17 protein-coding genes are annotated in these 24023 nt (G+C 45.2%); 11 read left to right on the top strand and 6 right to left on the bottom strand.

Annotated features, from left to right (window positions below; all coding sequences use genetic code 11):
* The first annotated feature begins 25 nt into the window (after nt 1-25).
* Nucleotides 26-1084: a LacI family DNA-binding transcriptional regulator gene (locus DR864_RS26590; RefSeq protein ID WP_114069809.1), complete on the top strand. Its 1059-nt coding sequence runs from the start codon at nt 26-28 to the stop codon at nt 1082-1084.
* On the opposite strand, the gene DR864_RS26585 is transcribed toward DR864_RS26590, so the two are convergent.
* Nucleotides 1056-2762: a hypothetical protein gene (locus DR864_RS26585; RefSeq protein WP_114069808.1), complete on the bottom strand. Its 1707-nt coding sequence runs from the start codon at nt 2760-2762 to the stop codon at nt 1056-1058. The two genes, DR864_RS26590 and DR864_RS26585, sit on opposite strands and share 29 nt — an antisense overlap.
* On the bottom strand, nt 2750-3661 hold the full coding sequence (locus DR864_RS26580) for a sterol desaturase family protein (protein ID WP_114069807.1): 912 nt from the start codon (nt 3659-3661) through the stop codon (nt 2750-2752). Before DR864_RS26580 ends, DR864_RS26585 begins: the two co-directional genes overlap by 13 nt.
* A gap of 117 nt (nt 3662-3778) precedes the next feature.
* On the opposite strand from DR864_RS26580, the gene purE reads away from it, so the two are divergent.
* Both purE and DR864_RS26570 read left to right on the top strand, forming a co-directional pair.
* Nucleotides 3779-4273, top strand: a complete 495-nt coding sequence (gene purE, locus DR864_RS26575) for a 5-(carboxyamino)imidazole ribonucleotide mutase (protein ID WP_114069806.1) — start codon at nt 3779-3781, stop codon at nt 4271-4273.
* Between the two features lie 129 nt (nt 4274-4402).
* Nucleotides 4403-5113, top strand: coding sequence for a LysM peptidoglycan-binding domain-containing protein (locus DR864_RS26570; RefSeq protein WP_114069805.1), 711 nt, complete (start codon nt 4403-4405; stop codon nt 5111-5113).
* On the opposite strand, the gene DR864_RS26565 is transcribed toward DR864_RS26570, so the two are convergent.
* Nucleotides 5114-5932 carry a UDP-2,3-diacylglucosamine diphosphatase gene (locus DR864_RS26565; RefSeq protein WP_114069804.1) on the bottom strand — a complete coding sequence of 273 codons (819 nt, stop codon included), beginning with the start codon at nt 5930-5932 and terminating at the stop codon, nt 5114-5116.
* 271 nt (nt 5933-6203) lie between these two features.
* Between DR864_RS26565 and DR864_RS26560 the strand changes: the two genes are divergently transcribed.
* Nucleotides 6204-6836 carry a NeuD/PglB/VioB family sugar acetyltransferase gene (locus DR864_RS26560; RefSeq protein WP_114069803.1) on the top strand — a complete coding sequence of 211 codons (633 nt, stop codon included), beginning with the start codon at nt 6204-6206 and terminating at the stop codon, nt 6834-6836.
* 80 nt (nt 6837-6916) lie between these two features.
* On the opposite strand, the gene DR864_RS26555 is transcribed toward DR864_RS26560, so the two are convergent.
* Together DR864_RS26555 and recF are read right to left on the bottom strand one after the other, a co-directional pair.
* Nucleotides 6917-8122 (bottom strand): hypothetical protein, encoded by a 1206-nt coding sequence (locus DR864_RS26555; RefSeq protein ID WP_162794143.1) that lies wholly within the window; start codon nt 8120-8122, stop codon nt 6917-6919.
* A gap of 42 nt (nt 8123-8164) precedes the next feature.
* Nucleotides 8165-9259, bottom strand: a complete 1095-nt coding sequence (gene recF / locus DR864_RS26550) for a DNA replication/repair protein RecF (protein ID WP_114069801.1) — start codon at nt 9257-9259, stop codon at nt 8165-8167.
* A 94-nt stretch (nt 9260-9353) separates the two neighbouring features.
* Between recF and pdhA the strand changes: the two genes are divergently transcribed.
* Both pdhA and DR864_RS26540 read left to right on the top strand, forming a co-directional pair.
* Nucleotides 9354-10373, top strand: a complete 1020-nt coding sequence (gene pdhA, locus DR864_RS26545) for a pyruvate dehydrogenase (acetyl-transferring) E1 component subunit alpha (protein ID WP_114069800.1) — start codon at nt 9354-9356, stop codon at nt 10371-10373.
* An 88-nt stretch (nt 10374-10461) separates the two neighbouring features.
* Nucleotides 10462-11196 carry an MlaE family ABC transporter permease gene (locus DR864_RS26540; RefSeq protein ID WP_114069799.1) on the top strand — a complete coding sequence of 245 codons (735 nt, stop codon included), beginning with the start codon at nt 10462-10464 and terminating at the stop codon, nt 11194-11196.
* Here the strand turns inward: DR864_RS26540 and DR864_RS26535 are convergent.
* A complete protein-coding gene (locus DR864_RS26535; RefSeq protein WP_114069798.1) occupies nt 11193-12419 on the bottom strand; it encodes an ROK family transcriptional regulator in 1227 nt (408 codons plus the stop codon). The two genes, DR864_RS26540 and DR864_RS26535, sit on opposite strands and share 4 nt — an antisense overlap.
* Before the next feature lie 231 nt (nt 12420-12650).
* On the opposite strand from DR864_RS26535, the gene DR864_RS26530 reads away from it, so the two are divergent.
* From DR864_RS26530 to DR864_RS26510, 5 genes are all read left to right on the top strand, one after another.
* Nucleotides 12651-15989: a SusC/RagA family TonB-linked outer membrane protein gene (locus DR864_RS26530; protein WP_114069797.1), complete on the top strand. Its 3339-nt coding sequence runs from the start codon at nt 12651-12653 to the stop codon at nt 15987-15989.
* Between the two features lie 54 nt (nt 15990-16043).
* On the top strand, nt 16044-17741 hold the full coding sequence (locus DR864_RS26525; RefSeq protein ID WP_114069796.1) for a SusD/RagB family nutrient-binding outer membrane lipoprotein: 1698 nt from the start codon (nt 16044-16046) through the stop codon (nt 17739-17741).
* A 148-nt stretch (nt 17742-17889) separates the two neighbouring features.
* Entirely contained in the window at nt 17890-19209 is a 1320-nt protein-coding gene (locus DR864_RS26520) for a c-type cytochrome (protein ID WP_114070494.1), read from the top strand.
* A gap of 33 nt (nt 19210-19242) precedes the next feature.
* Nucleotides 19243-22647 carry a VCBS repeat-containing protein gene (locus DR864_RS26515; protein ID WP_114069795.1) on the top strand — a complete coding sequence of 1135 codons (3405 nt, stop codon included), beginning with the start codon at nt 19243-19245 and terminating at the stop codon, nt 22645-22647.
* A 102-nt stretch (nt 22648-22749) separates the two neighbouring features.
* A complete protein-coding gene (locus DR864_RS26510) occupies nt 22750-24003 on the top strand; it encodes a vanadium-dependent haloperoxidase (protein ID WP_114070493.1) in 1254 nt (417 codons plus the stop codon).
* Nucleotides 24004-24023: the final 20 nt, after the last annotated feature.

Below are 24023 nucleotides of genomic sequence, written 5' to 3'. Positions count from 1 at the left end.
CCAACTATAAACTGCCAACTAAACTATGGCTGCCGACCGCCCCGTTACGATTAAAGACATTGCTCGCAAGTTTAAATGCTCACCCTCCACCGTATCAAGGGCGCTCAACAATCATCCCTTAATCAACGAAGATACCCGTCGAAATCTTCAGGAGTATGCCCAAAAAGTTGGTTATCAACGCAATTCGGTTTCCCTTAGCCTTCTTAACAAACGAACGGGAACTTTGGGCGTAATCGTTCCCACCCTCAATCATCAACACGAAACCGCCATCATTGAAGGCTTGCAATCCATTCTGCAACCTTTAGGGTATTTGATGAATATCTGTGTAAGCAACGAAAGCTATCTCCTTGAAAAAGAATACGTTGAAAAACTGTTAGCCAACCGGGTTGAAGGTATTTTCCTTTCAATATCGCAAGAAACGTATGACTCAGGGCACTACGAACATTTGGAAAGCATCATTCAACGCAAAGTCCCACTCATTTTTATTGACCGCGAATACGAAGGATTTGATGCTTGCCGGGTTACCATCGACGATTACTATGGGGCCTTCGCTGCCACCGAACACCTAATTAAAATGGGATGCCAACGGATTGCTCATTTAAAAGGGCCGCATGGTCTGGCCGTGACCGAGCAACGCTACAAAGGCTACGTTGATTGCCTTGCCAAATATCAATTTCCTTTAGATGAAGAGTTGATTGTCACGACCAATTTTGGGGTAGAAAGCGCCATTATTCCCACCCAACGCCTTTTGGCCCTGCCACAGCCCCCCGACGGGATTTTTGGGGTGAATGATCAGGTTGCGATTGGGGCCATGTATGTAGTGAGAGAAAATGGGCTCGAAGTGCCCAACCAAGTTGCAATTGTGGGGTTCGATGACTCACCCATATCAGCGTACATTCACCCTACGCTTACCACGGTAAAACGCCCCGGAAAACAAATCGGAACGGAAGCTTCCCGGATATTTTTAAGTCAATTAAAGGATTCCTCAGCCAATCAGCTTACTGAAAATATTGTTTTATCGGCCTCACTAATCGTCCGAGAATCTACCTTAAAAACTAATCTTTCCCCGGATCAGGGTTCTTGATTGTAATTTGTTGGGAGGTATATACCACCCTAAAGCCCTTATCAATTGGCAAAATAAGCCCTAATTGATAATTCCCTGAGGTATAATTTGTCCTAAACAAATCAATTGAAAAACCGTCTTGATAAATCTTCCCCGACCTTAGTAAGGTTCGCCTATTACTCAGTAACCCCGGTTTGGGCGCAATCAGGTAAACTTCTTCCTTATTTTTCAATAAAACATATACCGAGTGGCTCTCGCCAGCAAACAACTTTTGATTAGACAAACCTATCGTTCTTCCGCTACCTGTTTCCGTTTGTATTTGGAGCAGCATATCAACACTCGGGGTCAGTGAGGTGTCAATTATTTCTCCAAATACCTGAGCTGACAATTCATCCAGTGGTGTTGGCGGAAGATGATACATTCCTCGCGCTACCATTTCGGAATATCTACTTTTTCCAATCGAAATTGGATTTATGTATGTCAAAGGTTTTTTATTAACTTTTTCATTCTTTAATTTAAACGCGTCGCTAATCAATTGTTTTCGGAAAACGACTGCATCAGGAAAAGCAAAAAGTATTCCGCCAATTTCAATCAACATAGAGAACAAAACCCCTGAAACACCAGCCATCATCCTGTATTTATTCGGCAACAACACAATGGTCAATGCATAAATACACAATGCCGTAAACACCGAATAAATCATGTAATGTGGCCACACCACAAAACCTTTGGATTGACGTAATAAACCCGCCCCGATTGCGGTAAAAATCATACACGCAGTAAGGCCTAAAATAGCCAGATTAATGGCATGAGAGGTGATTTTATGCGAAATGGTTATCGCCAATTTATTATTGCGTACCAGTTTTAAATATACTGATAGGAGCAGTATCATAAGCAACAATCCAGCCCCTAAAAGCCCCAACCCTCCATAAAAATTATCGGATTGATTACCTCTCACAAAGAAAAAAATACTACCTAAAAATACACACAAAGTCTGAAAAAAATACTTGGCGCTGAATGTTCCATGCAGTTCCTGAGCGCTGTCGGTTAAATGAACCAACGAAAGTACTGCACAAAAAATCAACCAAATCACGGCTCTTTTATTGCGCTTTTGTAACAGTAGTAGCCCCCCTCCAATAAATAAACTCAGCCATCCATTTCCGTTATTAAAGGTCACCATTACCCCAAACAGCAACGCAATCAAAAAAGAATGCCGACGACTCAAACAGAGAAAATAGAAACACAGGGTGATTAATAAAGTTGATCCAGCATGTTGCCAAGCGGTCATATTCCAAAAAATATCCTGATAATAGATGGGGGAAAAGAGAATAAATCCTACTGGAAGTAAATAGAAAAAAGGGATCGAATTTTTACGAAATACATACCAAAACAACCAAAAAAAAGACCAAATGAAGAAGGTTTCAATCAGAATTTTCTGACGATAGTTTATCTCTCCCGTCAAAAGATATTGAATTAGAAAGGATAGCTTCGTCAGAACAATTCGATGGCCGCCATGCTGCGCCCATAAAACTTTCCAAAATTCGCCGATACTTGGGGCATCAATAAGCCGTAGGGTATAATCAAAAAAGGCGTAATCGTCAATATAGGGAATATTAACCGCTAGACTATAGATAAACCAAAAGAAGGTTGTAGCTAACAAAACCAATAAAACCCCAACTACAAGGTTTAATACGCGCATTTTTCTTCAGTAGGTTTCTCAATAGAAATAATATTCTCTCGCAATTGATCACTGGTTTTAGTGCTTCCATCATGCGACCATCCTGGTGGGTTGAGCACGTACTTAATCTTTGTTTTCAAATCTACATCACGCTTCAAATCCTCAAAGATGGCTTTCCATTCATGAAAAACAGTGTGACCAATCCCCCGTTGGGCAAGGGGCGTAGTCAATCCATATTTTAAAGAAATACTTGCTTCTTCCTCCTGAAAAGTCCCGAATATTCTATCCCAAATGATGAGGCACATTCCCATGTTCTTGTCTAAATATTCAACATTTGAGGCATGGTGCACCCGGTGATGAGAAGGCGTAACCAAAATATATTCCAAAACGCCTAATTTTCCGACATAATTGGTATGTACAATAATGCCGTATATTTGCGTAATGGCATACATCAATATGATATCGGCAGGACGAAAACCTAGCAAGACGAGTGGAATAAAATAAACAAACCGATACAAGGGTTGGAATACCGAAGAACGAAAACCAGTAGTGAGATTAAAATACTCAGAAGAATGATGGGTAACATGAACGGCCCAAAACAAACGACAATAATGGTCTACCACGTGCAATACGTAAAAAAGGAAATCTTCGGCCAAAAACAGCAATAACCAATATCCATAAACGTTGGTAATTTCGGTAACGTGATATTGATAAAACCAAACTAGAATAACGACGTAAATGGCACGGAAAGCCAAATCAATTCCACCGTTAAAAAGCATCAACAAAAAATTTGTAAGCGTATCACGCCAAGTATAATTCTGACGGTGTTGCCAATGACTCGCTAAAGCTTCTAATCCAATTAGCAAAGCATAAAATGGTGTCGTCAGTTGTATTAACGCTTGTTCTAATTCGTTAGTCATTAGAAAAATACTATTTTTGTGCGGCAATTTACGTAAAAACAATACATATTTAACACGTCAAAGTTGATAAAGTCAACGAACCTTTGTATAATAAGCTAAAATACCGACGAAAATAACATGGTAGGAATAATAATGGGTAGCATTTCAGATCTAAAAGTAATGCAGGAAGCTATCGATATTTTAAAAGAGTTTGGGATTGATTTTGAGATAGACATCGTTTCTGCCCATCGTACTCCCGAAAAAATGGTTGATTATGGCAAAAATGCCCGCCTCCGGGGTTTGAAAGTAATCATCGCTGGGGCAGGCGGAGCCGCCCATTTGCCGGGGATGATTGCTTCCTTAACTACTCTGCCCGTGATTGGCGTCCCAGTCAAAAGCAGTAACTCAATAGATGGATGGGACTCTGTTCTTTCGATTTTACAAATGCCGTCGGGTGTACCAGTTGCCACCGTGGCCCTCAACGGGGCACGGAACGCTGGCATTTTAGCTGCGCAAATTATTGGTACGTCAGATACAACAGTTGGTACGAAACTTGAGCAATACAAAGAAGACCTCAAAGTAAAAGTAGCCGAAATGAGCCTAGAAGCCCAAAAAATGAACGCCATCAAATAAAATAAGGGGCATCATTGTAAGGCACAAAATTTTCACCTATTTTGAATTAGATTTTACCAAGCTGGGGTTTTATGGCTATAAAGTACAACCTTTACACTTTGGAAATCGACTAAAACACCACAAAATCAAATGTCAGAGAACGAAAATAGAAATCGTCGCCCTGAAGAATCATCAAAGTTGCCTTATCTTTCATTAGGCGTTTTGGTTTTGATGATTGCCGGATTATTGTACGTTGGTTATGAATATATTGCCGACGACGCTGCCGATGTAGATCAACTTCTTAATACCCCATTGGACACCACAGGTCGGGAATTACAGCCCATACCTAACGAAAACGACCAGTTGTCGACGGTGCCTCAATCTTCAAAAGAAACAACCAGCAGTACAACAGAAGAGAAAACAAACGATTCTCCCAAAGAAGAAGAAACGGTAACTCCCACCCCTCGCCCTGCCGACGAGGAAGAAACTAAAAAGCCCGAAGAAAAAGCCCCCGAAAAACCTAAACCTGTCGCAGTCGATCCTGGAGGAGTGGAAATTACGCACACCGTTCAGAGTGGTGAGACATTTTACGGCATCGCCAATCGGTACAATCTAAAAAGCGGAACCCTAAAAGGGCTCAACCCAGTCATAAAAGATGAAAGTGCTGATGTAAAATCAGGGGTAACGCGCATTAAGGTTCGCGTTCAGGCCGTTCATACGGTTGGGCCTGGCGATATTTTGCGGGTCGTAGCCGAGAAATATGGCGTAACGGTAGAACAACTGATGGCTGCTAATAAGAAGACTAAGAACTTTACCGAACGGGGCGAAAAACTCATTATTCCATTTCCAGAAAAGAAATAGTTAACTGACTTTAGCCAGCCGTTCTTTACGACCAAAAAACTCCGAGATGGTTGGTTCCGAAGCGCTTTTCACTTCCTGTTCGTTGTAAAACATTAAACTCCAGTTTCCATCGTGGTCTTCCACTAAAGCACTCAACGATTCCACCCAATCCCCCGAATTCATGTAAATCAATCCGTCTATTTGGCGAATCGCAGGTTGGTGAATGTGTCCGCAGATGATTCCATCACAATTCTGTGAACGGGCTAGTTCGGTTAGCTTTTCTTCAAAATCAGAAATATAACTGACCGCCGCCTTTACCCGTTGCTTAATTACCTGCGACAATGAGTAATAAGGAAGTCCCTGCCACGAGCGATAATGATTATAGAGTTTATTGACCCAAAGCAGAAATGTATAGCCCATATCGCCCAAGTAAGCCAACCATTTTAGATTAGTAGTGATGCTGTCAAAAACATCCCCGTGGGTGATGTAGAAACGCTTGGTACCCGATTTAAGAATATAATCTTTTCGAATCTGAAACTGCTTCCCTAATCGAAGCGGCCTGATACGGTCTAAAAAATCGTCGTGATTACCACGCAGATAAATTACCTTCGTGTCATAATCATCCATCATTTTCAGAACTGTCTTAAAAAATGCGGTGTGTTTTTTCTTCCAAGCCCCGTATTTTCTTAATTGCCATCCATCAATGATATCGCCGTTGAGAATCAACTTTCGGCATTTATATTGTTTTAGGAAATTAGTGACTTCTTTGGCTTTGGAGCCTTTCGTACCCAAGTGCAGGTCCGAAATGACGATTGTGCGAAAATGGATCTTGCTTTTCATGTACTCAAAAAAAGCACTAATCCATTACTTATTCATTATCAGCAATTTACCTTTTTAATATTTTTTTTTGTGTGCAATAACATTTGAGTAATAAAGAATAATCTACTCAAAACATCATTTACTAATCTACTGATATTCAGCACAATCACATTATTGGTTACATATTAATAATCCATGACGATTTGGTAGTTCAGTACATTTAGAGGAACTTTAAAAACAAAATAGTCATTAAAGATAAATCAAAATTTTATCAGCAAAACCGTATACATCCATGGAAAACCCAGTATTGATTTTTGGGGCAAAAGGTTTAGGAGTAGTTGCATTAGATATTTTTCAGCGCAATAACGTAGTAGTGTATGGCTTACTGGACGATGACCCTAATTTACACAACACCCAAATTGGTGAATACACCGTTTTGGGAAGTACCGACGACGACGGATTTTTAAAACTCATCGGCAAAAAGTGTGAGGCATTTGTCGCTATCGAAGCGCGTGCCGAACGGCACGACCTCGTCGAAATGCTCAACGAACGACGCAGCATTATGCCCGTCAATGCCATTCATGATACGGCCATCATCTCTACTTTTGCCCTAATCGGCCACGGAAATTTGATTGGTGCCCGCGTAGCCATCAGCTCCAAAGTAGTACTCGGCCACCATTCTATTTTGCACACTGGCGTCGTTATTGAGCACGACGCCATCTTGGGCGACTACGTTAATATCGGCGCCGGAAGCATCATTGGAAGTGGCGTAGTGATTGACCAGGATGCCTTTATCGGATCAGGAGTTACGGTTATTTCGGGCGTAAAAATCGGCAAAGGAGCCAGTGTAGGTGCAGGTTCGGTTGTAGTGGAAAATGTACCTTCGGGAAGTCGGGTGTTTGGAAATCCTGCTAAGAAGGTCTAAATTTTCAACACAGAAGGGGCCTCAATGAATGAAGCCCCTTCTGTGTTGAAAATTTACAATAAAACCAAAGTAGCTTATAATTAACGATTTATAACCTCAAAAACCCCCATTCCATTAAATACCGCCCCGCGTTGAATCTCTAATTTTCGACATTGTACCTTCCCCAGCGCAGGAGTTACCGCAATGATGTGTGGTGTTTTGATAAGTACATCATCATAAGGATAGGGCACATGCCCACAACTCCAAATAGCGGCGTTGTTCCATAAACCCGAAGCTGTACTCTGGCATACAACAGGCGGAATAAATCCCGCAGTTTTGGAGGTGGTATCAGCCCATATCTTACCCGTATCAGTCAATCTAAAAAACTGATTTTCCGTAGATTGAATCCCCGTCAGAAACTGTGTACCAGGATTTGCTATCGTAGGGCGCGCTCTGAAGGGAGCCAAATTGGCCGATGGCGCACTTGCCGAATAATTCCCCTCCCCCCAACCCGTCGCCTCGTGCCCCTGCAACCAAGCCGTATACCAAGTAAAGTTCCATTGATTGGCGTTGAAAGTACCGTTGAAATCGGGAGTAGTAATCGACATCGTTTTGAACGCCAATGAATTTTGGTACGCTCGTAGATTTTCTGATTTGACACGCCAGAACTCCCATTCACTAAAAGTCAGGTATTTACCATAGAAACGGCCATTGATAACCACGTAACTTTCCCAGAGGTAAAAATCTCGATAATCCACCGGGGATCCCATCCCAATCGGATTATATACCTGGTTTATCGTACTGCCAAACACTTCCTCAATGTCACCCGTGTTGACAAAAGCGTTCAAACCCTGTGCATGAATATATCGCACCGCACTGTCTTGCCTAGCACGAGTCACATTTTGGGCGTATCCGTAGTCATCTAAAAAAATGCCTTGTACGCCCATCGCTTTCCAGAGGTCTACATGGGTACGTATCTCGGCATTGGTCCAAGGAGTCCTGCCAGCAATATGCCTTCCCAACCAGATATAGCCAAATACTTTTACATTGCTTTTAATGTTGGCGATGATGGTCTTAGTATTGATATGGTCTCCATGCCCTGATTGCTCCAAGCCCTCGCCTAGCACTACGTATTGGTATTGCATAAAAGTATTGCTCGCCGCCATTAAGTCGCCCGCCGCTCCGTTGATAAGCGATGGGTACCCATAATAAATAAGAAGATTCTTAGGGAGTGTTTGGGCAAGGGAATCACCAGAGACCATTCCTAGACCAGCCATCAGAAGTAAAAATACAACATACTTTTTCATATTGATTGGTTTCATTGCTACCGCTTAGAATCAGGTTATGCTCTAAATATCAGTTACAAAAAATTTCACGTCCACCTTCACCCCTCTAAGCAGTTCACGCGTTCGCTCAGGGCGTGCATCCGTCAAAAACACCTGTCCGAATGACTCATTTTCAATGAGCTGGATTAATTTTTGGATGCGGCGGTCGTCCAACTTATCGAAGATGTCATCCAACAGCAGCAACGGCTTCATTTCTTTCTCGACCGAAAGCAGTTCAAACTGGGCTAATTTCAACGCCAATACAAACGACTTCTGTTGCCCTTGCGAACCAAATTTTTTCAGGGCAACCTCCCCCATTTCAAACCGAAAATCATCTTTATGAGCGCCCATGAACGTACGCTGCATTTGCAAATCCCGCTGACGATGACGCCGGAAGTTCTCTCTAAACGCCAAATCTTCCATTTCGGATTCGTATTTCACCGCCACCATTTCCCGGCTTTCGCCCAAAAAACCGTAATAACGCTGTACCAAAGGCTCAAAATCAACCAAAAATCGCTGACGACGGTCAAAAATTCGATTGGCGAGGGAAATAAGTGATTCATCGTACGTATCCAATAATAAATCATCTACGTAATGACGCTCAAAAAAAATCTTAAGGAGGCTGTTTCGCTGCGCCAGCAGTTTGTTATATTGAAGTAAATCCTGTAAATACAATTGGTCCAATTGCGACAGCACACCGTCAAAAAAACGCCGCCGCTCTTCACTTCCCTCCCGCACTAAATCGGTATCATTCGGCGCAACCAAGACAACTGGAAACTCCCCGATGTGGTCGCTAATGCGCTCGTACGGTTTTTTATCCGACAGCAACACTTTCCGTTGACCCCGTTGCAGACTACAAGTAACTTGTATTTCGCGGGCGTCTTTCTTAAAAATGCCGTCAATGAGCATAAAATCAGCGTTGTGCTGAATACTAAACGCATCCTGTACCTGAAATGCACTCTTGGTCAACCCCAGCCAATAGACGGCATCAAGCAGGTTGGTTTTACCGCTTCCGTTCTCCCCTACGATACAATTGAGCCCGGGACTAAACTCAAAACGCCCCTCTTCATAATTCTTGAAGTACGTCAAATGGAGTTTTTCTAAGTGTAGCTGTGGCATTAATTGGTTTTATGCTTATTTTCGCGGGGCAAAGATAAAATAGTCAACAGTTCTCAGTTCATAGTTGACCGATAAACTTTATTTTTTATAAAAAATGGCAACCAAAACCAAAGCGACACCCGCAAAAATTACCCATCCCAAAGAACGATATATGTACTGGTATGAGTCAATGCAACTTCAGCGTAAGTTTGAAGAAAAAGCAGGGCAACTCTACGGTCAGCAAAAAATACGCGGCTTTTGTCACCTGTACATTGGTCAGGAGGCGTGTTCGTCGGGCGGAGTAAGTGCATTGACTAAAGATGACAAATGGATCACCGCGTACCGTGACCACGGTATTCCGTTGGCACTCGGCACTGACCCCAACGCCATTATGGCCGAGCTTTTCGGAAAAGCGACGGGTACGACCAAAGGAAAAGGCGGTTCAATGCACATTTTTGATAAAGAGCATAATTTCGTGGGCGGACACGGTATCGTGGGCGCGCAAATCCCATTAGGAGCTGGAATTGCATTTGCCGAAAAATACAACAAAACCACCAACCTTTGCATCTGTCTTTTTGGCGACGGAGCCGTGCGTCAAGGTGCTTTGCACGAGGCGTTTAACATGGCCATGACGTGGAAACTGCCCGTTATTTTTGTCGTAGAAAATAACGGATATGCCATGGGAACGTCGGTCAACCGGACCTCCAACGTCACCGACCTTTACACCATTGGCGAAGCCTACGATATGCCTTCGGAGCCAGTCGATGGAATGGACGTAGAAGCCGTACATGAGGCCGTTAGCCGCGCAGCAGAACGTGCCCGCAGCGGACAGGGTCCAACCTTTCTTGAATTCAAAACTTATCGTTACCGTGGTCACTCCATGTCTGACCCGCAAAAATACCGCACCAAAGAGGAGGTCGAAGAATACAAAAAACGCGACCCTATCGAAATGGTAAAGTCTACAATCCTGACTAACGGTATAGCTACGGAAGAAGAATTGGCCGCTATTGATGCCAAAATCAAGCAGCAAGTAGAAGACGCCGTGAAGTTTTCGGAAGAGTCTCCTTGGCCTGATGCATCCGAGATTTTCAAAGATGTGTACGTTCAGGAAGACTATCCTTTTATTATGGATTAATTTTCGGTGACAGTAAACGTTGGACTATAGATACTGGGTAAAACCCCTAGTATCTGTAGTCCAACGTTTTTTATCTACTTTTATGGCTATGAAAACGTTAGGGAATTATTTTATTTTTCTGGGAAGTTTATTGAGCAACCGCGAGAAGTTTCGCGTATACGTCAAACTGGTGTTTGATGAATGTATCGAAATCGGCACCAATTCCGTCTTTATCGTTTCCATCGTTGCTACTTTTTTGGGGGCCGTGACCTGCGTTCAGACCGCCGACAACCTCGTCAGTCCCTTTGTTCCCAACTACATTATTTCGCTGATTGTGCGTGATAGCAGTATTCTGGAATTTGCCCCCACTATCACCTGCGTTGTCTTGTCGGGGAAAGTAGGTTCTCACATTGCGGGAGGGCTAGGTACAATGCGTATCACTGAGCAAATCGACGCGCTGGAAGTGATGGGAATCAATTCTATTTCATATTTAGTACTGCCCAAAATCATTGCTTCGGTCATTACTTTCCCGATGTTGGTAATTCTCTCGGGTTTCTTGTCCATTTTTGGGGGATATCTGGCAGGAATCGCCACTAATGTTATTTCTCCTGAAGATTATATCATCGGTCTTCGTTCTGATTTTCGGCCCTTCAATATCCCCTTTGCCATCATCAAGTCGGTGGTGTTCGCCTTTCTGATTACTTCTATTTCTTCATTTAAAGGGTACTTTACCCGAGGAGGAGCCTTGGAAGTAGGGCAAGCATCAACAGCTGCCGTTACCAACAGCTGTATTGCCGTATTGATTGCCGATTATTTGTTAGCGCAATTGCTATTATTGGACTAGATACTTTCAATCACTTTTTCAACCACATAGGCCTGAGTTCCAAGCCATTTAGCTTCTTGACCGAGTTGAGATATAACCACGGTTAGGTTGTTTCTGAAGTCCGTCAAACAATATTTATTGATGGCTTGCTCAATCGGATTGGTGATAAAAGCACCTGCTTTTGCCACTATTCCGTCCACGATGATAATTTCGGGGTTGAACAAATGAATCGCGATAGACAATCCTTTACCAAGTTCCATCCCGATTTCGTGCAGGATGTCAATGGCAAATGAGTCTCCCTGCCAAGCGGCATCAATGATGGTTTCGGCATCTATTTTTTCGCCTTCAATCGCCGATAGCCGAGAAATTCTACCTTCGGCCAAGCCTTTCTTTATTCGTCGAATCAATGACGCTGCCGATGTGATGGTGTCGAGACATCCTACTTTTCCGCAGTGACACAACTCACCGTTGGGCACCACCTGAATGTGACCAAGCTCGCCCGCAAATCCCGACGCTCCCTGAAAAACTTCTCCGTTCAAAATAACGCCTAACCCTACGCCCCAATCAATATAAATAGCCAGAACGTGGTCTTTACCCTGAGCAAGTCCAAAACGGTGCTCACCCAACGTTGTTGCTTTGGTGTCATTAATAACGTAGACCGGAAATTTGAAATAATTTTCCAAAAAAGCGCCAAAAGATTCATTTTGGTTCAGGCTACGGTAGGTAAAGTTGAAGCCTTTGCGCGCATCCACCAATCCCGCGACCGAAACACCCATGGCCATAAAACCATCATAATGAATATTTGACTCCCGTAAAACCTGCTCGGTAGCCTCAACAAGACTCTTCAAAAACTGGGGCGAATCTTCCAAACGCAGGTTAAAATCCCGACGCATAATCACCTCATTCTTAAGGTTTAAAATCAGGATTTTGGTATCATGCGTATTTACGTCCAACACAACAGAATAAAAACGCTCCGTGCTAAGACTGAACAAAACGGGCTTACGGCCCTGCTTTGTCACCCCCGTCCCTACGGGCACGATCCATTTTTCTTCCACCATTTCTTCCACGATACTGGTCACGGAAGGAACGCTGCTGTGAATGACACGCGCCATTTCAGCAATGGAACAAGTACCCGAGCGATATAACTCAGTAAGAATACGACGACGATGTTGGCTCTTTTTGTAGTCAACGACAGAAGTTTTAGGCAGGATATCAACCTCAGACGAAGTAGTGGAATCAAACATATAGCATTAAGGAAAAACAGCGATTAAAATACTGTACTTAAAAGTATAAATGTAATATTAATTTTTTTTAGTAATTAATACAAATTAAAAATAATTTTTATTAAATTTATTTGTTAAAATTAACTTTCTCTTTATAATTGTAAAATAATTCTATAAATCCCTCCATTCACTCTTAACAAGTACAACCAAAAATTATTTTTTTTACTAATCATCACTAACAATCCATCATTTATGAAAAAACCGCTACTTGTGTGCATGTTGCTTTTGCTTGGCTGCATTTCGGCCTTTGCGCAAAGCAACCGTACCCTCACGGGTACTGTACGCGATGCTAAGGGCGAAGCCATCCCAGGCGTAAGCATTATTGAAAAAGGCTCTCGCAGTGGCGCCATCACTGACCAGTATGGTAACTTTCGAATCAACATTGGCCCCAGCTCAACGTTGATTTTTTCTTATGTAGGTTTTCTAAAAAAAGAGGTGTCCGTTGGAAACAGCAGTGCCCTATCCGTGGTATTGGATGAAGATACCAAAACCTTAAGCGAAGTAGTTGTGACGGGATTTGGGGTAAAACAGGAAACCCGTAAACTGGCCTATGCGGTGCAGGAAGTAAAAGGGCAAGACCTTATCCGTACCAACAACGCAAACGTTGTTAACTCGCTTCAAGGAAAAGTGGCTGGTGTGCACATTGACCAAGGCACCGGCGGCCCGATGTCTTCTTCCCGGATTCGTATTCGCGGAAATGCCTCTTTGGGCGGCAATACCCAACCTCTTTTTGTAATTGATGGCGTGTTGATTCGTCCCGGTACTTCGGGGGCTGACTCTTGGGGCGCTGCACAGGACATGGGTAACATCATGAAAAACATCAACTCTGATAACATCGAGTCGATGACCGTTCTGAAAGGCTCGGGTGCAAGTGCGCTTTACGGCTCAGAAGCATTGAACGGGGTAATTGTAATTCAAACCAAAAAAGGACGTGTACAGAAGGGATTGGGCGTAACCTACAACCATACTTCTTCTTTTGAAAAAGCATATCGTTTCCTTGATTTACAAAACGAATTTGGGGCGGGTATCAACCCAACTTTCACTAAAGGAGCCGACGGTGTAGACGAAGTAGACCGCGTAGGTGGCGCATGGAGCTATTCATACGGCCCACGCTTACAGGGCCAAATGGTACGTGACTTGGACGGCCGGATGGTGCCATGGGTAGCTAACAACCCACTTGATTTCTTCCAAACTGGTCGATATACCAACCATAACGTAGCCGTTGAAGGCGGTACCGAAACAACCACCTTCAGAGCGGCTTACTCGCGCCTCAACAACAGTACCATTATGCCTTCAGGTACTGAACTCCAGCGTAACAACTTTAACTTGAGAGCAACCCAAAAAATCGGAAAAATCTTCACGTTGGATGCAACAGTAGACTACACCGACAACAACCTGACAAACCCTGCCCGTCAGGGGGGTAACTTCAACCCCGTGTTCCGTCTTGTGTTTGGTCGTCCGCGTACTTTCGATATTAATTATTGGGCAAACAACTACATTGACCCTGTGGCAGGTGGCCGCCGTCAAGGTGTAAACGACCCTTACAACATTACGTCTTTCTTCTGGGAAACGTTTGAAAGAGACGAACTTCAGAACGAGAAAGTATTCCGTACTAATATCGACCTTACGGCCAATATCGCGCCGTGGCTCAACCTTTTGGTACGCGGAAACGTACAGAACCAATTGATTAAAGCAGAGACCAAAAACCGTGGTGATGGTCCCCGTTTTGCTGGCAACGACTTATATCAAACGCGTACCCAAGACGACTCTCAGTATCGTTTACAGGCGGTCTTGAGTGCTAACCGTACCATTGGAAACAATTTGCAATTTAACATCTCGGCAGGTGGAGAAACCAACCGCCTATTGGGTGGTCGTAACTACCGCACCTATACTGATGGTGGCTTGCGTTTGCCTGAGATTTATTCACTGGCCAACGCTCGTAACCGCATTGAGGTTGCTACGGGGCTAATCGCCCAAAAACGTACCGACGCCGTCTATTTATACGGTGACTTGACGTACAAAGAGTTTTTGACGTTCAACTTTAGCAATCGTATGGACTTTTCTTCTACCCTGACTTATGCCGATGGTAGCGGAGATTTCTCTTACTATTATCCTTCAGTTGGGGTTTCTTACATCGTGACCGAAAGCATCAAAAACTTGCCTAGCTGGCTCAGTTTCGGTAAACTTCGCGGTAGCCTTGGCTACACCGGAGCCGATACCGACCCATGGTCACTCAACCGTACAGGTATCTATAGCCCTGGCGGAGTTTACAATTATCCAGGCGGTACCATTCAACGCTCTGGTTTCCGCGACAACACCCTGCCCAACTACGCATTACGTAACCGTTTGGCGCGTGAGTGGGAACTTGGCTTTGACGCCCGCTTCTTCAACAACCGTCTTGGTATCGACTTTACCGTTTATAACAAACTCACTACCAACGAAATCCTGAGCATTCCTGTTACTTCAGAAGCAGGGGTTGGTAGCCGAATTATCAATGCTGGTAAAATCCAAAACAAAGGGATTGAGTTGATGATTACAGCTACGCCAATCAAATCAAATGATGTGCGTTGGAATACTTCTTTGAACATTACCCGCAACCGAAACAAAATCCTTGAATTGACCGAAGGAATCAGCTCTTACCAGCTTGATTTGGCATTCGGTGCCGATATGGCTTCGGTGGCCCGCGTTGGAAAAGACTACGGTACCATTGTCACTTCTTATGCTTTTGCTACGTACCAGAGAAAAGATGCTTCTGGCAACCCAGTTGCTCACCCTAGCAACGGACAACGTGTGATTGGTTCAGTAAGTGGTGGTTCTGGCGGTTACCTTGGCTTTATGCGCAGCGGTGCTTATGGACAAGGCGAAAAAGAAATCGGCAGCATCATGGAAAAAGTATTGTTGAGCAACATCAACACCGTTACTTACAAGAACTTTACCCTGAACCTGCAAGTCGATTCAAAAATCGGCGGCATGATGGCTTCGGCCACGCACCAGTACGGTTCTCAAAGCGGTAACTTCGCCCGCAGTCTACCTGGACGTAACAAAGAGCTTGGCGGCGTTGAATTTACGGATGCACAGGGAGTAAGACGCGACGACGGTATTATTCCTGATGGTGTAATGGCGGATGGTTTTAAAGTAACCAAAGATGGTCAAACCATCGAATTGGGCGGTATGACTTATGCAGAAGCAGTACAAAAAGGCTACATTACCCCAATTCCTGCTCGCAACTACTACGAAAACCTTACCCAATGGTCGTCGGGTATCCGTGAGTATTCAACCTTTGAAAACTCTTGGGTGTCGATGCGTGAAATCTCTGTAGGCTACGACGTACCAGCTAAGTTTGTGAACAAAATTAAGTTTCAGACCCTACGCCTCAGCGTAGTGGGTCGCAACTTAGGCTACCTGTATCGTACTGCTCCCGATGGCATCAACCCTGAAGGTTTGAAATCGAACCGTCCGGGTGAGTTTGCCGAATACGGTGGTTTACCATTCTCACGTAACATTGGTGTAACCCTTAACGCAGGTTTTTAATTTTCAGCTGTTCACTGCTGAACTTTTACAATCATTCATTAAAGACAGAATATTATGAAATGGTCCAATAAAACAATCCTTGGTTTGCTCGTTGCAGGATTTGTCACTACTTCCTGTGAAAAGCAAGACTTCGTGGAAATCAACAAAGATCCGGATGCGCTTTCGACCGTACCGCCGGAAAACCAATTGCTCAATGCAACCATCAGCTTGCACTCTCAAGATTTTGAGGCTTTTTACGATACGTATCGCCGTATCATGCCTTGGATGCAATACAACACAGGTACCAACGGCAACGAGTTAGGCTTTACGAGCAACGTAGATAACTTCTCTCAGCGCTACGGCCGTTTCTACAACGGAGTCGGCAACGTATTGTACGATTTGGAAAAGCTGGTAGACCGCTTGCCCGAAAGCGAGCGCCCGAAATATGTACACATGATTCGGATGGCCCGCGTGTTGCGTTCTTACTACGCATTTTACGTGAGCGACATCTACGGTAGCATTCCTTATTCTGACGCTTTCCAAGCGCGTTATGGCGGTACACTTACCCCAAAATATGACACGCAACAGGAGCTTTTCAATAAGTTGGATACCGATTTGAAAGAAGCAGTTACTACTTTAAAAACGGTACAAACGGTAGTTCAAATCAACACAAGTGCACCTGCGTACGACCAGTACTACGGTGGCAACGCTGCCAAATGGGTAAAAGCCGCCAACGCGCTCCGTTTGAAAATCGCAACGCGCCTCGTCAAAAGAGATGCCGCTAAAGCCCGTAGCATTGCTCAGGAAGTACTGGCTACGCCTGCTGATTTGATGACGTCAAACGCCGACGGTTGGGTATTTATAGGTCGTTTTGATTTTACAAGTGGTGGCAACTGGAATCCAGACGGCTTTAGAGCTGGCAAGCCGTTGGTTGACTTTATGTGGAACACTAAAGACCCGCGTTTGGACGCATTTTTTACGCCAAACCGCTACACACAGGCCAATATTGACGCGTTGATTGCCGCTAAGCAATTGCCTGCGGGTACTACCGAAAATGCCCGTCGTTATGTAGGTAGCTTTACCAGCCCCGACGAAGCTCAAAGCGCCACCAATCGACGTGCGTTTTATACCCCGAAAACCATCACGGTTAACGGTCAGCAAGTATCCGTTGATACTTTGTCTAACATTCAACCACGTTTGTTCCAGCCTGCCTTCAACAGCGGTAACGGCGTGGGTGACGGTAACTCTTACCTCCCTGTCATTACGTACGCTGACTTTTGTTTTATGCGCGCCGAATTAGCGGCCCTTACCATCACGACTGAGTCGGCCAAAGATTGGTACGAAGCAGGGATTACGGCTTCTATTCAGTGGTTTGACGAGGTAGCTAAAGGAAGTAAAATCGAGAATTACACCGCACTGACAGCGGGCGAAATCGCCGCTTATCTGGCCAAGCCAGAAGTAGCTTTCACCCCTGCCAAAGCACTGGAACAAATTGCTAGCCAAGCCTACATCAATTACTTCAACAAAGTAAATGAAGGATGGGCCGTATGGAAAAGAACGGGCTTCCCCAACGCTACTTCAGTTTTGGCATTGCCCAATATGCGCTCAAACGGTGCTGTGTTGAGCCTTCCACGCCGCGCCCCTCTTGGTTTGATTAACACAAGTGACCCTAACTATACCAACAAAAAAGGTGCATACGACGCCATGGCTGCCATCACAGGATGGGGCCGCGACCCACAGGATGCTACCGGCCGTGTATGGTGGGATCAATAATAATGCAATTCAATAGAGTTGAACTTTGGTAAACTGATTTAAATTCCGAGATAGTTTTATCTCGGAATTTTTTTCTTTCATTTATCGTACTTTTGTGTATCTCATACTACCAAATACCACTTTTACCATGCGATTGGGGAAACCGAAAATGAACGTATCCTATCGTAAGGCATTTTTTTTCTGCCTTATCAGCATTACTTCTTTTGCCCAAAAATTTACCTTCTACCAAGACGTACAACCTATTATCCACGCACACTGTGCTGGATGCCACCGCCCTGGCGAAGCGGCTCCGTTTAATCTCATTACCTACAATGACATTAGTAAACGCTCCGACTTCATCAAAAAAGTGACTACCAACGGCTACATGCCGCCTTGGTACGCCAACGACCACTACACCGATTTTACCAACAAACGCCAACTTACCGAGTCCCAAATCCAAACCATTGGGTCGTGGATTGACGACGGTATGCCCAAAGGAAAAGTCAACCTTGAAGCAGAAACTAAACTCTTAGAGCGCACCGATGCTGGTACCGCTTACCACCGCAAGCCTGATTTGACACTCAAGATGGCGCAATCTTACCTCCAAAAAGGGGATGGCGAAGAGCGCTTTATGGTATTCAAGATTCCTTTTGAACTGCCTGCCGAAGCCAACGTGGAAGCGGTAGAGTTTACTTCCAACAATAAAAAAATCATTCATCACGCCAACTACGCGGTTCACCCCGTTGAAGACCCACGCATTGACATTCATACTACGGTGTCACAAATCAATCTGGGTACCGACGAGAAATATAACTACGACCAATGGCTTCCGTATAAAAAGCAAATGGTATATTATGGCGGCTGGATACCAGGCTCATCGTACGAATCATACCCAGCTGGCGTTGGCTGGCGAATGCCCAAGCGAGGCGTGATTTTGCTTACGATTCACTTTGGCCCTGCGGGCAAAGACGCCGAAAGCATCGACGGAGTCAACTTCTTTTTTAAATCTGAACCCATCCAACGCACCGTAAAAGTAATCAGCTTGGGTTCAGGCGGCATCGGTCAGAAGGACATCGACCCTCCGCTGATGATTTTTGCCAATGACAAATCAACGCACCATCTCCAAGTGACCAACCGAAACGAGGATATTTCATTGCTGTATGTATGGCCGCACATGCACCAAATCGGCGCTGAATTCAAAGCCTACGCCACCACCCCCAGCGATACCATCCCGTTGGTACACATCCCCAAGTGGGATTTCAGGTGGCAAGAACTCTATCGTTATCGCCGGCCAGTAGTACTGCGACGCGGCTCAGTCATCAACATCGACGGCACTTACGACAATACCGCCGAAAACCCCGCCAATCCGTTTAACCCCCCGAAACTTATTTTATCGACGGGCGATATGCGCAGCGATCAGGAAATGCTTACGCTGTTGTTGGTATACGTGCCTTATCTGGACGACGACGAAAAAAAAACTTGGGAATAAACTGGCTGGATTCTTTCATTAAACACGACCGATATGAATCGACTTTTATACAGCGCCTTGGGTTTCTCCGCTTTATTGCTGTTTCAGATTTTACTGCCAACGGCACCCAAAGAAAAGTTTGTAACCATCGGTAAAAAGGACAAACAACACCCCAGTATATCAGCCGCTGCCCAGCCTCTCTTCAAACTGTTGAGTCCAGACCAAACGGGTGTTAGGTTCATCAATCAAATCAAGGAAGACGATTCTTTGCACATTTTCAAATACGAATACCTCTACAACGGTAACGGCGTAGGCGTGGGAGATTTTGACAACGACGGATTACCCGATTTGTTCTTTTCGGGCAATACCGTTCCTCATAAATTATACCTCAATCGCAAAAACTGGAAATTTGAGGATGTTACTGCTCCTGCCGGCATAACTGGCAACGGTACCTGGGGCACGGGAGTGAGTGTAGTAGATATCAATGGCGACGGTTTATTGGATATTTACGTTTGCCATTCGGGAAAATTCCCCTCTGAACGCCTCGTCAATGAGCTTTTTATTAACCAAGGCGTCCAAAAAGGGATTCCCGTCTTTAAAGAAAGTGCGCGTGAGTACGGGCTGGATTTGCCAGGCACGCAAAGCACCCAAGCCGCGTTCTTTGATTATGACCGCGATGGTGATTTGGACGTGTTTGTCCTCAACCATTCCAACCATACCTACAATCCGTTCTTGAATACCCGTTCCATTCGCGCAACCCCCGATATGCGTTTTGGCAATCGATTGTTAAAAAATGAAAAAGGCCTCTTTGAGGACGTTACTTTACAGGCGGGGATTATTAACAACCCCCTCAATTTTGGGTTAGGTGTTGCCATTGCTGACCTCAACCACGATGGTTGGCCCGATATTTATTCCACCAGTGATTATACCGAACAAGACTGCCTTTACCTCAACCAACAGGACGGCACTTTCAAAGAATCATTGCGCCAGAGTATGGCCCATACTTCTAAGTTTTCGATGGGGGTAGACATTGCCGATTACAACAACGATACCCGGCCCGATGTGTTTACCCTCGACATGCTGCCTGAAGATAACCATCGTCAAAAAATGCTGAAAGGGCCCGATGAATACGACCAATATAAACTCTTGATAGACAGCGGATATTACCATCAAAATATGCGTAATATGCTACAATTAAACCAAGGGGTGAAGCAAAATAATGCAACCCCAGCGTTTTCAGAAATTGGTCAGTTGGCGGGTGTTTCTGCCACCGACTGGAGTTGGGCGGGATTATTTGCCGATTTTGACAACGATGGCTGGCAGGATTTGTTTGTTTCCAACGGTTATTTGCGCGATTTTACCGACTTAGATTTTATGAAATATACCGTTGCTGAGGCCAAACTAGACTACGCAGCGCGCGGAATACTTGATTTTCAGACCTTTGAGTTGGTCAAAAAAATGCCCTCAAACCGACTGCTTAATTACGTTTTTCGGAACAACCATGATTTAACGTTTTCAAAGAAAAACCAAGAATGGGGCATTACTTCGCCTTCGGTTTCAACGGCCGCCGCCTACGCCGATTTTGACGATGATGGTGACATGGACATGGTGGTTTGCAACCAAAATGAACCCGTACATCTTTACCAAAACCAAGTCAACCTTAATAGTGACAAGCCCCATTTTTTAAAGGTAAAGCTCAAGGGGCAAGATGGCAACGCCCAAGCTTTGGGAGCAAAAGTTATCGTTGAAACCACCGCTGGGGTTCAATACCGGGAGCTGTATCCCGTGCGTGGCTATCAGGCGTCGGTCGAACCACTGCTCAGTTTTGGACTGGGCACACAGCCGTCTGTAAAATCCCTCACGGTGTATTGGCCCAACGGAAAACGTAGCATTTTACCCAGCCCTCCCACCGACCGGCTGATTGAATTATCGCAGCAGGATGCCACCGAAACAGCGGCCTTTGCCATGCCTAATCGCTCTCCGATTTTTACCGAAACAGCAGCAAAAAACACTTTATATTTTCATCACCGAGAAAACGATTTTATTGATTTTAAAGTCGAAGTATTGATTCCTTACCAGCTCTCCCGACTAGGCCCTGCCCTGGCGAAAGCGGATGTAAATAGCGACGGGCTGGAGGATATTTTTGCGGGCGGGGCCGTAGAACAAAGTGGAGAATTGTGGATGCAACGTACCGATGGCAATTTTCAGCGGGCTGCCCAACAACCTTGGCAAAAGGAAGCCGTCAGTGAGGATGTCAACGCCCTTTTCTTCGATGCCGATGGTGACAAAGACGCTGATTTGTACGTAGTCAGCGGGGGAAATGAGTATGAATCTGGCTCTCCCGAATACCAAGACCGGCTGTATATCAACGACGGAAAAGGTCTTTTTCAGCGCGCTATTTCGACCCTTCCCACCATGAACGACAGTAAAATGGCCGTAACAGCAGCAGATTTTGACCAAGATGGCGACCTCGACCTTTTTGTTGGAGGGCGCGGCAAAGCAGGCTTTTTTCCAATGCCTTCTGTAAGTTATCTTCTCCGAAATGATAAAGGTATTTTCACCGACATTACAGATCAAACAGCCCCCGCTTTACGCACCATCGGCATGGTTCAAACGGCCGTTTGGGCTGATTTAGACAAGGATAAATACCCCGAACTGATTTTGGCGGGCGATTGGATGCCGCTCAAAATTTTCCGAAACAAGGGCGGCCGTCTCACCGATATATCAGAAGAAAGCGGGCTTACCAACACCGAAGGATTGTGGGCGACGCTGCTGCCCGCCGATGTTGACAACGACGGAGACCTAGACATCATTGCGGGCAATGCAGGCCTCAACAACCAATTTAGGGCGTCAGTCAAAGAACCCATGAGTATCGTGGCCGCCGACATCAACGATGATGGCGTCATTGATCCCATTTGGTGTTATTTCATAGAGGGAAAAAGCTATCCCGTCGCCTCCCGCGATGAACTGCTCGACCAAGTGGTACCACTTCGTAAAAAATTTAATCGCTATCATCTCTACGCCAACGCCACCATCAACGACATTTATACAAACAAACAACTCGCCCAAGCCCACACGGTCTACTGCCGCCAATTGGCTTCGGGCATTTTTCGCAATAACAACGGTAAATTTGATTTCGAGGCATTTTCGGTTGAAGCACAGTTTTCGCGCATCAGCAGTATTTTGTACGAAGACGTAGACCAAGACGGCCATAAAGACCTACTGTTATTGGGTAATTTTCACCCGTATCGGGTACAAATGGGGCCCTGTGACGGCAGCTTCGGGCAACTGATGAAAGGCAACGGCAAAGGGCTATTTACACCACTTTCTCCCGCTCAAACAGGCTTATGGGCGCAAGGGGACGTGCGCACTGCCACTATTATTCAGACCAAATCAGGCCCTAGAAAGTTATTATTGGGCTTAAACAATGACCAATTAAAGATTTTTGAATTTAAGTAAACACACGGCATGGCTTTCCCAAAAAATATATTTTTTTGTCTACAACAAAGCCCCATCAGCGGAGTATTACTGCTTTTGGGGGTTATTTGCAGTCCCCAAGCCATGAGTCAAAGTACCCGGTTTGAGGAAACGGCCTTCCACCAAGCGCACCAACTCCTGACCGATGTCATCGTTACCGATATTCTCACCCCGCCCGTGGCTTCCCGCGTGTACGCATACGCCCACGTGGCGGCCTACGAAACATTGGTGGCAGCCCGACCATTTTCGCATCAGTCGTTGGCCGGACAACTTTCCCAGCTCACCCCGCCCCCTGTTCCTACCCACCGTATCAACCCTAGCATTGCGGCCATTGAAGCACTCCTCACGACTGGACGTACCATGATTTTTTCGGAACAAATGTTTGATGAAAGCAGCGCAAAAATCTGGCAAAGTTTTGTACAAAAGGGGTATTCGCCAGATACACTGGCACTTTCGCGGGCGTATGGGCGACAGGTGGCCCAACACATATTGAGCTGGACTACCAAAGATAACTACAAAGCCACCCGGGCTATGCGGCGTTATGCACCTATCAAGCGCCCCGGGATGTGGTTGCCCACTCCGCCGGGATACATGGCGGCGGTAGAACCCTACTGGAATCGAATTCGACCTCTGGTGCTGGACTCTGCTTCCCAGTGCAGGCCCGCCCCCAATGCGCCTTTTAGTACCGCTCCCGATAGCCCTTTTTTTCAACTGGCAAAAGACGTACATCAGGTAGGACAAACCTTAACGCCTGAACAAACCCTAATTGCCAATTTTTGGGATTGCAACCCTTTCTTTCTCAACACCAAGGGGCACCTCAACTTTGGCACAAAAAAGCTTTCACCGGGAGGTCACTGGCTTTCTATTGCGGGTCAGGTAGCGGCTCAAACCAACGCTGATATTATGAAAAGTAGCGCCGCTTATACGCTCACAGCCATTGCATTGTTTGATGGGTTTATCAGTTGTTGGGACGAGAAGTACCGTTCAAATGTAATTCGTCCCGAAACCTATATCAACGCGCATATCGACGAAAAATGGCGGCCGTTGCTCCAAACACCGCCTTTCCCTGAATACACCAGTGGCCACAGCGTTATTTCTTCGGCGGTGGCCGTGGTGCTTACCCATTGGTTTGGCGACAATATTGCGTTTTTGGATGCGACAGAAGTACCCTACGGCTTACCTACCCGACAGTTCAGTTCTTTTAAACAAGCCGCCGAGGAAGCCTCAATCAGCCGTTTGTACGGCGGGATTCATTACCGCCCCGCCATCGAAAATGGTCAAAAGCAGGGTCAGCAAATTGGAGAATGGGTGCTTCAAAAAATAAAAATACGTAAGTAAAAGCAAGCCAACTACCATCT

It is taken from the genome of Runella rosea (assembly GCF_003325355.1).
Taxonomy (GTDB): domain Bacteria; phylum Bacteroidota; class Bacteroidia; order Cytophagales; family Spirosomataceae; genus Runella; species Runella rosea.
Note: the sequence above shows the minus strand (reverse complement) of the source record. Positions and strands in the feature narration are given on the sequence as shown.